The following is a 5,075-nucleotide window of genomic DNA, read 5'->3' as shown; positions in this document are numbered from 1 at the left end:
GACGCGGCCTGCGGCCGCTCCTCGATCAGCGGGGGAAGTGCCGTGGCCTGCGGCCGCTCCTCGATCGGCGGAGGAAGCGGCGCCGCCGGCGGCCGCCCCCACCCGCTCGTCGAGCCCGGCGCGGAGCGCCGGAGTCGAGACGACCCCCGCGAAGGAGACCGCACCCGGCCTCCGCCCCGCCACGCGCCGCCAGTGGATCGCCGCCGGCGTGCTCGTCGCGCTCGCCGTCGTCGGCGCCGCCACGATCCTCGTCGCCATCGCGCGCTGGTTCGTCGGCCTCGAGCCGATCGCCGCGTTCGTCGAGCAGTACCACGGCACCGCGCCGCTGCCCGAGGGCGCCCCCGTCGGCATCCCGCCCTGGCTCAGCTGGTCGCACTTCGCGAACGCGCTGCTCATCGTGCTCATCATCCGCTCGGGCCTGCAGGTGCGCGCCGAGCGCAAGCCCGAGGCCTACTGGACCTCGAGGCGCACCGGCACCAAGGCATCCCTCACCGTGTGGCTCCACACGAGCCTCGACGTGCTCTGGGTGCTCAACGGCGTCGTGTTCGTCGTGCTGCTCATCGCGACGGGGCAGTGGATGCGCATCGTGCCGACCACGTGGGAGGTCGTGCCGCACGCGATCTCGGCCGGCCTGCAGTACGCGACCCTCGACTGGCCCGTCGAGGACGGCTGGGTCGCCTACAACGCGCTGCAGCAGCTCGCCTACTTCGCCACCGTCTTCATCGCGGCGCCGCTCGCGATCATCACGGGCGTGCGCATGAGCGGCTGGTGGCCGAAGGGCAACGAGCGGCTCGACCGCGCCTACCCGATCGCGTGGGCGCGGGCCGTGCACTTCCCGGTGATGCTCTACTTCGTGGTCTTCATCGTCACGCACGTGCTGCTCGTGCTCACCACCGGGGCGCTGCGCAACCTCAACCACATGTACGCCGCGCGCGACGCCGACGACTGGATCGGGTTCCTCTGGTTCGCGGGCTCGCTGCTCGTGATCGCGGGCGCGTGGATCGCCGCCCGGCCGGCGCTGCTCGTGCCGATCGCGCAGCGCTTCGGCACGGTCTCGTCGAGGTGAGCGCCACGCCGCGCCCGGGCGGTCACGGGGCCTGTTCGCGGCCTCCCGCCGGGCGTACGGTGGCGCCATGACGGTGCCCAACCCTGCCCCGCAGCCCGGCGCACCCGGACCGCAGATGATGCCCCACGCGCAGCCCTTTGCCGCTGCGCCCCAGCCGCACGGCCACCTGTCCTCCGCGACGGCCGCGCCCCAGCCCGCGCGTCCGCCGCTCACCCGGCAGGCTGCCCGCCGCGCCCGCCTCGCCGGCGGCGTCGGCGGCGGCATCAGCTGGCTCGGCCTGCACATCGCGACCACGTCGGCCGGCCTCCTCGCCCTGCCGTTCCTCGTCGCGGGGCTCCTGAGCGCGCTCGCCGCCGTCTGGAACGGCGGCCTCGACGGCACGCCGCCGATCCTCCCCGGCGCGGTCGAGTGGCTCGCCTCGTACTCCGTCGCCTTCATCGTGGGCGTCGTCGTCGGCCTGGTGCTGCTGGTCGTCGGCTTCCTCGTCAGCATCCGCATGCTGCGCGGGCCCGGCGTCGAGCACCCGGTCGGCATCACCTTCGCCGGCTGGGGCATCGCGCTCGTCGGCACCAACGTGCTCACGGGCCTCATGTCGGGCATCACGATGCCGTTCGGCGGTGTGCCCATGATGGGCGCCCCCTGGGGCGGCCAGGGCACCGACGGCTCCGACGGCGACGGGTTCGGCGGCATGGGCTTCGACGGCACCGCCCTCGACGGCGGCCAGCTGCTCGGCCGGGCATCGCGGTCGTGCTCATCGGCATCCTCGTGGGCGTCGTCGTGCACACCGCGGTCGGCGTCTTCACCTGGTGGTGGATGGCGCACGCCATGCGCCCGAAGGCGGCGCCCGCGGCGTAGCCGCAGGGCACGGCGGGCGGATGCGCCGGCGCACGGCAGAATGGACGGGTGACTGACGAGCTGGAGACCGACCACCGCCGCCCGATCTGGGCCCTCGTCGGCATCGGCCTCTTCGCCGGCTTCCTCTCGGGCATGTTCGGCATCGGCGGCGGCATCGTCATCGTGCCGCTGCTCGCGCTCGCCGCGGGCTTCCCGCGCCGCCTCGCCGCCGGCACGTCGCTCGCCGCGATCGTGCCCGCCGCGCTCGTGGGCGTCGGCAGCTACGCCGTCGCCGGGAACGTCGACTGGCTCGTCGCGCTCATCCTCGTGATCGGCTCGGTCGTCGGCGCGCAGGTCGGCGCGCACCTGCTGCACAAGCTGCCGGTCGTCGCGATCCGCTGGGCGTTCATCGTCTTCCTCATCGCGGTCGCCGTGAGCCTGTTCTTCGCGGTGCCGTCGCGCGACGCGGAGCTGCAGCTCGACGTGCTGCCGATCATCGGGCTCGTCGTGCTCGGCTTCGTCACCGGCGTGCTCTCGGGCATCCTCGGCGTCGGCGGCGGCATCGTCGTCGTGCCGATGCTCATCCTGGTCTTCGGGCAGAGCGACCTGGTCGCGAAGGGCACGTCGCTCGCGATGATGATCCCGACCGCGATCTCGGGCACGATCGGCAACCTGCGCCGCAAGAACGTCGACCTCATCGCCGCGGTGATCGTCGGGCTGTCGGCGAGCGTCACGACCGCGCTCGGCGCGGCCGCCGCGGCCGCGCTCGACCCGCGCACCGCATCCGTCGTCTTCGCCGTGTTCCTGGCGCTGCTCATCGTGCGCCTCGTGGTGGAGGCGTGGAAGCAGGGCCACAAGGAGTAGCGGCGGCTACCAGCCGCGCGTGCCCGGCGCGCCCTTGAAGGGTCCGGTGACGCGCGAGGTGATCCAGCCGCCGTAGAAGCCGCCCTCCTGCGGCACGACCTGCTCGCCGTCGACCTCGACGCGCTCCATGCGGCCGGGGTAGATCGCGACGTGGTCGCGCAGCGCCTCGAAGCCGGGCCGCGGCACCGGGTAGGTCCACGCCGCGCCCTGCTCCGAGCGGTCGCCGCCCGAGACGGTCAGGTAGCTCGCGCGGCCCTTCCACTCGCAGACGCTCGCGCCCGGTGCCTGCGACAGCGCGCCCTCGACGAACGCGTCGCGCGGCAGGTAGTAGGTGGGCGGATGGCTCGTCTCGAGCACCCGCAGCGATGCGCGCGTCTCGGCGATCACCTCGCCGCCGAGCACGACCCGCACGAGCTCGTCGCTCGGCTCGACCCGCGGCGGCCGCGGGTAGTCCCACACCGACTCGACCTGGCGCATCCGATCCTCCCTCGCACCGCCTGCGGCGGCTTCGGTCACTTCACGACGTCGACGGACTCCGTCGCCGGCGGCAGCGTCAGCGTGCCGGTGCGGCTCATGCGGTCGTCGCGGCGGGCCTTGATCCACCAGACGGCACCCAGGGCGAACGCGAGCAGGCACGTGACCGACGCGACCATGATGCCCGCGCGGGGACCCCACGCATCCGCCACCCAGCCGACGATCGGCGCCCCGATGGGCGTGCCGCCCATGAAGACGGCGCCGTACAGCGCCATCACGCGGCCGCGCATCTCGGGCGCGCTCGTGAGCTGCACCATCGCGTTCGCGTTGGTCATGAACAGCTGCGCGGTGAAGCCGGCGACGACGAGCGCGACGCCGAAGACGATGATGTGCGGGGCGACGGCGGCGAAGGCGCACGCGAGCACGAACAGGCCGATGCCGCCGATGATGAACGTCCAGCGGGGCCTCGCCGAGCGGGCCGCGAGCAGGGCGCCCGTCACCGAGCCGATCGCCATCGCGCTCGAGAGGACGCCGAAGGTGTCGGCCTCGGCCTGGTACTCGACGCTCGTCATGGTCGAGATGTAGATGGGGAAGTTCAGGCCGAACGTGCCGAGGATGAACGCCATCGCGAAGACGATGAGCAGGTCGCCGCGCTTCCGCACGTAGCGGAAGCCCTGCACGATGTCGCCGAAGCCCTTCGCCCCGCGCGGGCTCGGCTGCATCTCGGAGGTGCGGATGCGCATGAGCGCGACGAGCATGGCGATGAACGTCAGCGCGTTGATGAGGAAGACGGGGCCGGGGGCGACGAGCGCGATCAGCACGCCCGCGACGGCCGGGCCGACGAGCCGGGCGCCGTGGAACGAGGCGGAGTTGAGCGCGACGGCGTTGCCGATGTCGTCCTGCCCGACGAGCTCGGAGACGAACGCCTGCCGGGCCGGCATGTCGAACGCCTGCACGATGCCGAACGCGAGCGCGAACACCTGCACGTGCCACAGCTCGACGATCCCGGCGGTGACGACCACGCCGAGGATGAGCGCGAGCACCCCCATCGCCGATTGCGTCACGAGCAGCACCTTGCGCCGGTCGTACTTGTCGGCGATCAGCCCGGAGACGGGCACGAGCAGCAGCTGCGGCCCGAACTGCAGGGCCATGTTGAGACCCACGGCGGATGCGTCGTTGTTCGTGAGCACGGTCAGGACCGTCCACGACAGGGCGGTGGACTGCATCCACGCCCCGACGTTCGAGATCAGGGCGCCGGTGAACCACGTGCGGTAGTTGAAGAGGCGCAACGAGCGGAACATCATTGCTCGGCCAGCCGTTCGATGATGGGCACGGCTCGCTCGAGCGTGGCGCGCTCCTCGGCGTCGAGCTGCTCGATGGCATCGGCGAGCGCCCGGTTGCGGCGCTCCCGCGTCTCGTTGATCATCTGCTCGCCCTTGCCGCTGATGCGGAAGATCACCATCCGCCCGTCGCTCGGGTGGGCGCTGCGCTCGACGTAGTCGAGCGACTCCAGGTGCTGCAGCGTCTTCACCATGCTGGGCGGCTTGACGCACTCGGCGGCGGCGATGCGGGCGAGCGTCGGCTCCTCCAGCTGCTGCATCGCCCCGAGCGCGGACAGGTGGTGGAGCGACAGGTTCTCGTCGGCGCGCTCGCGGCGCATGCGGCGTCCCATGCGCACGAGCGCCACTCGGAGGGAGTCGGCGAGGGCGATGGCAGGCATGTCGTTAGCCTACCTCACGATCTGCCAGGGGGACAGGTCGCGACGAGACTCACGTGAAGTGCCCGCGACAGGTTTGCGGTGCCTCACGTAGGAATGCCCGCGAAACTCTGAGGGCAT

The 5,075-nt window shown here is 72.4% G+C and carries 6 protein-coding genes; 3 read left to right on the top strand and 3 right to left on the bottom strand.

Annotated elements, in window-relative coordinates; genetic code table 11:
• Positions 1–37: 37 nt before the first annotated feature.
• The 3 genes from AC1RNL_RS12270 to AC1RNL_RS12260 all read left to right on the top strand — a co-directional run bounded on the left by AC1RNL_RS12270 (position 38) and on the right by AC1RNL_RS12260 (position 2,764).
• On the top strand, positions 38–1,066 hold the full coding sequence (locus tag AC1RNL_RS12270) for a cytochrome b/b6 domain-containing protein (protein WP_492935394.1): 1,029 nt from the start codon (positions 38–40) through the stop codon (positions 1,064–1,066).
• Between the two features lie 67 nt (positions 1,067–1,133).
• Complete coding sequence (locus AC1RNL_RS12265) at positions 1,134–1,973, top strand: hypothetical protein (protein ID WP_492935393.1); 840 nt, start codon at positions 1,134–1,136, stop codon at positions 1,971–1,973.
• The gene (locus AC1RNL_RS12260) at positions 1,970–2,764 is read left to right on the top strand and encodes a sulfite exporter TauE/SafE family protein (RefSeq protein ID WP_240671318.1); all 795 of its coding nucleotides are present in this window, start codon (positions 1,970–1,972) and stop codon (positions 2,762–2,764) included. The genes AC1RNL_RS12265 and AC1RNL_RS12260 overlap by 4 nt, the downstream gene beginning before the upstream one ends.
• A 6-nt stretch (positions 2,765–2,770) precedes the next feature.
• On the opposite strand, the gene AC1RNL_RS12255 is transcribed toward AC1RNL_RS12260, so the two are convergent.
• The 3 genes from AC1RNL_RS12255 to AC1RNL_RS12245 are packed head-to-tail and all read right to left on the bottom strand — an operon-like array spanning position 2,771 to position 4,958.
• Positions 2,771–3,241: a DUF427 domain-containing protein gene (locus tag AC1RNL_RS12255; protein WP_128189334.1), complete on the bottom strand. Its 471-nt coding sequence runs from the start codon at positions 3,239–3,241 to the stop codon at positions 2,771–2,773.
• A gap of 35 nt (positions 3,242–3,276) precedes the next feature.
• The gene (locus AC1RNL_RS12250) at positions 3,277–4,527 is read right to left on the bottom strand and encodes an MFS transporter (protein ID WP_492935392.1); all 1,251 of its coding nucleotides are present in this window, start codon (positions 4,525–4,527) and stop codon (positions 3,277–3,279) included.
• 11 nt (positions 4,528–4,538) lie between these two features.
• A complete protein-coding gene (locus AC1RNL_RS12245) occupies positions 4,539–4,958 on the bottom strand; it encodes a MarR family winged helix-turn-helix transcriptional regulator (RefSeq protein WP_492935391.1) in 420 nt (139 codons plus the stop codon).
• Between the last annotated feature and the right edge of the window lie 117 nt (positions 4,959–5,075).

It is taken from the genome of Agrococcus sp. GW821-FHT14H11 (assembly GCF_058803545.1).
Note: the sequence above shows the minus strand (reverse complement) of the source record. Positions and strands in the feature narration are given on the sequence as shown.

Excerpts from the sequence above, each read along its gene's own strand:
- AC1RNL_RS12245 (WP_492935391.1), bottom strand. The coding sequence starts at position 4,958 with ATGCCTGCCATCGCCCTCGCCGACTCCCTCCGAGTGGCGCTCGTGCGC.
- AC1RNL_RS12255 (WP_128189334.1), bottom strand. The coding sequence starts at position 3,241 with ATGCGCCAGGTCGAGTCGGTGTGGGACTACCCGCGGCCGCCGCGGGTC.
- AC1RNL_RS12265 (WP_492935393.1), top strand. The coding sequence starts at position 1,134 with ATGACGGTGCCCAACCCTGCCCCGCAGCCCGGCGCACCCGGACCGCAG.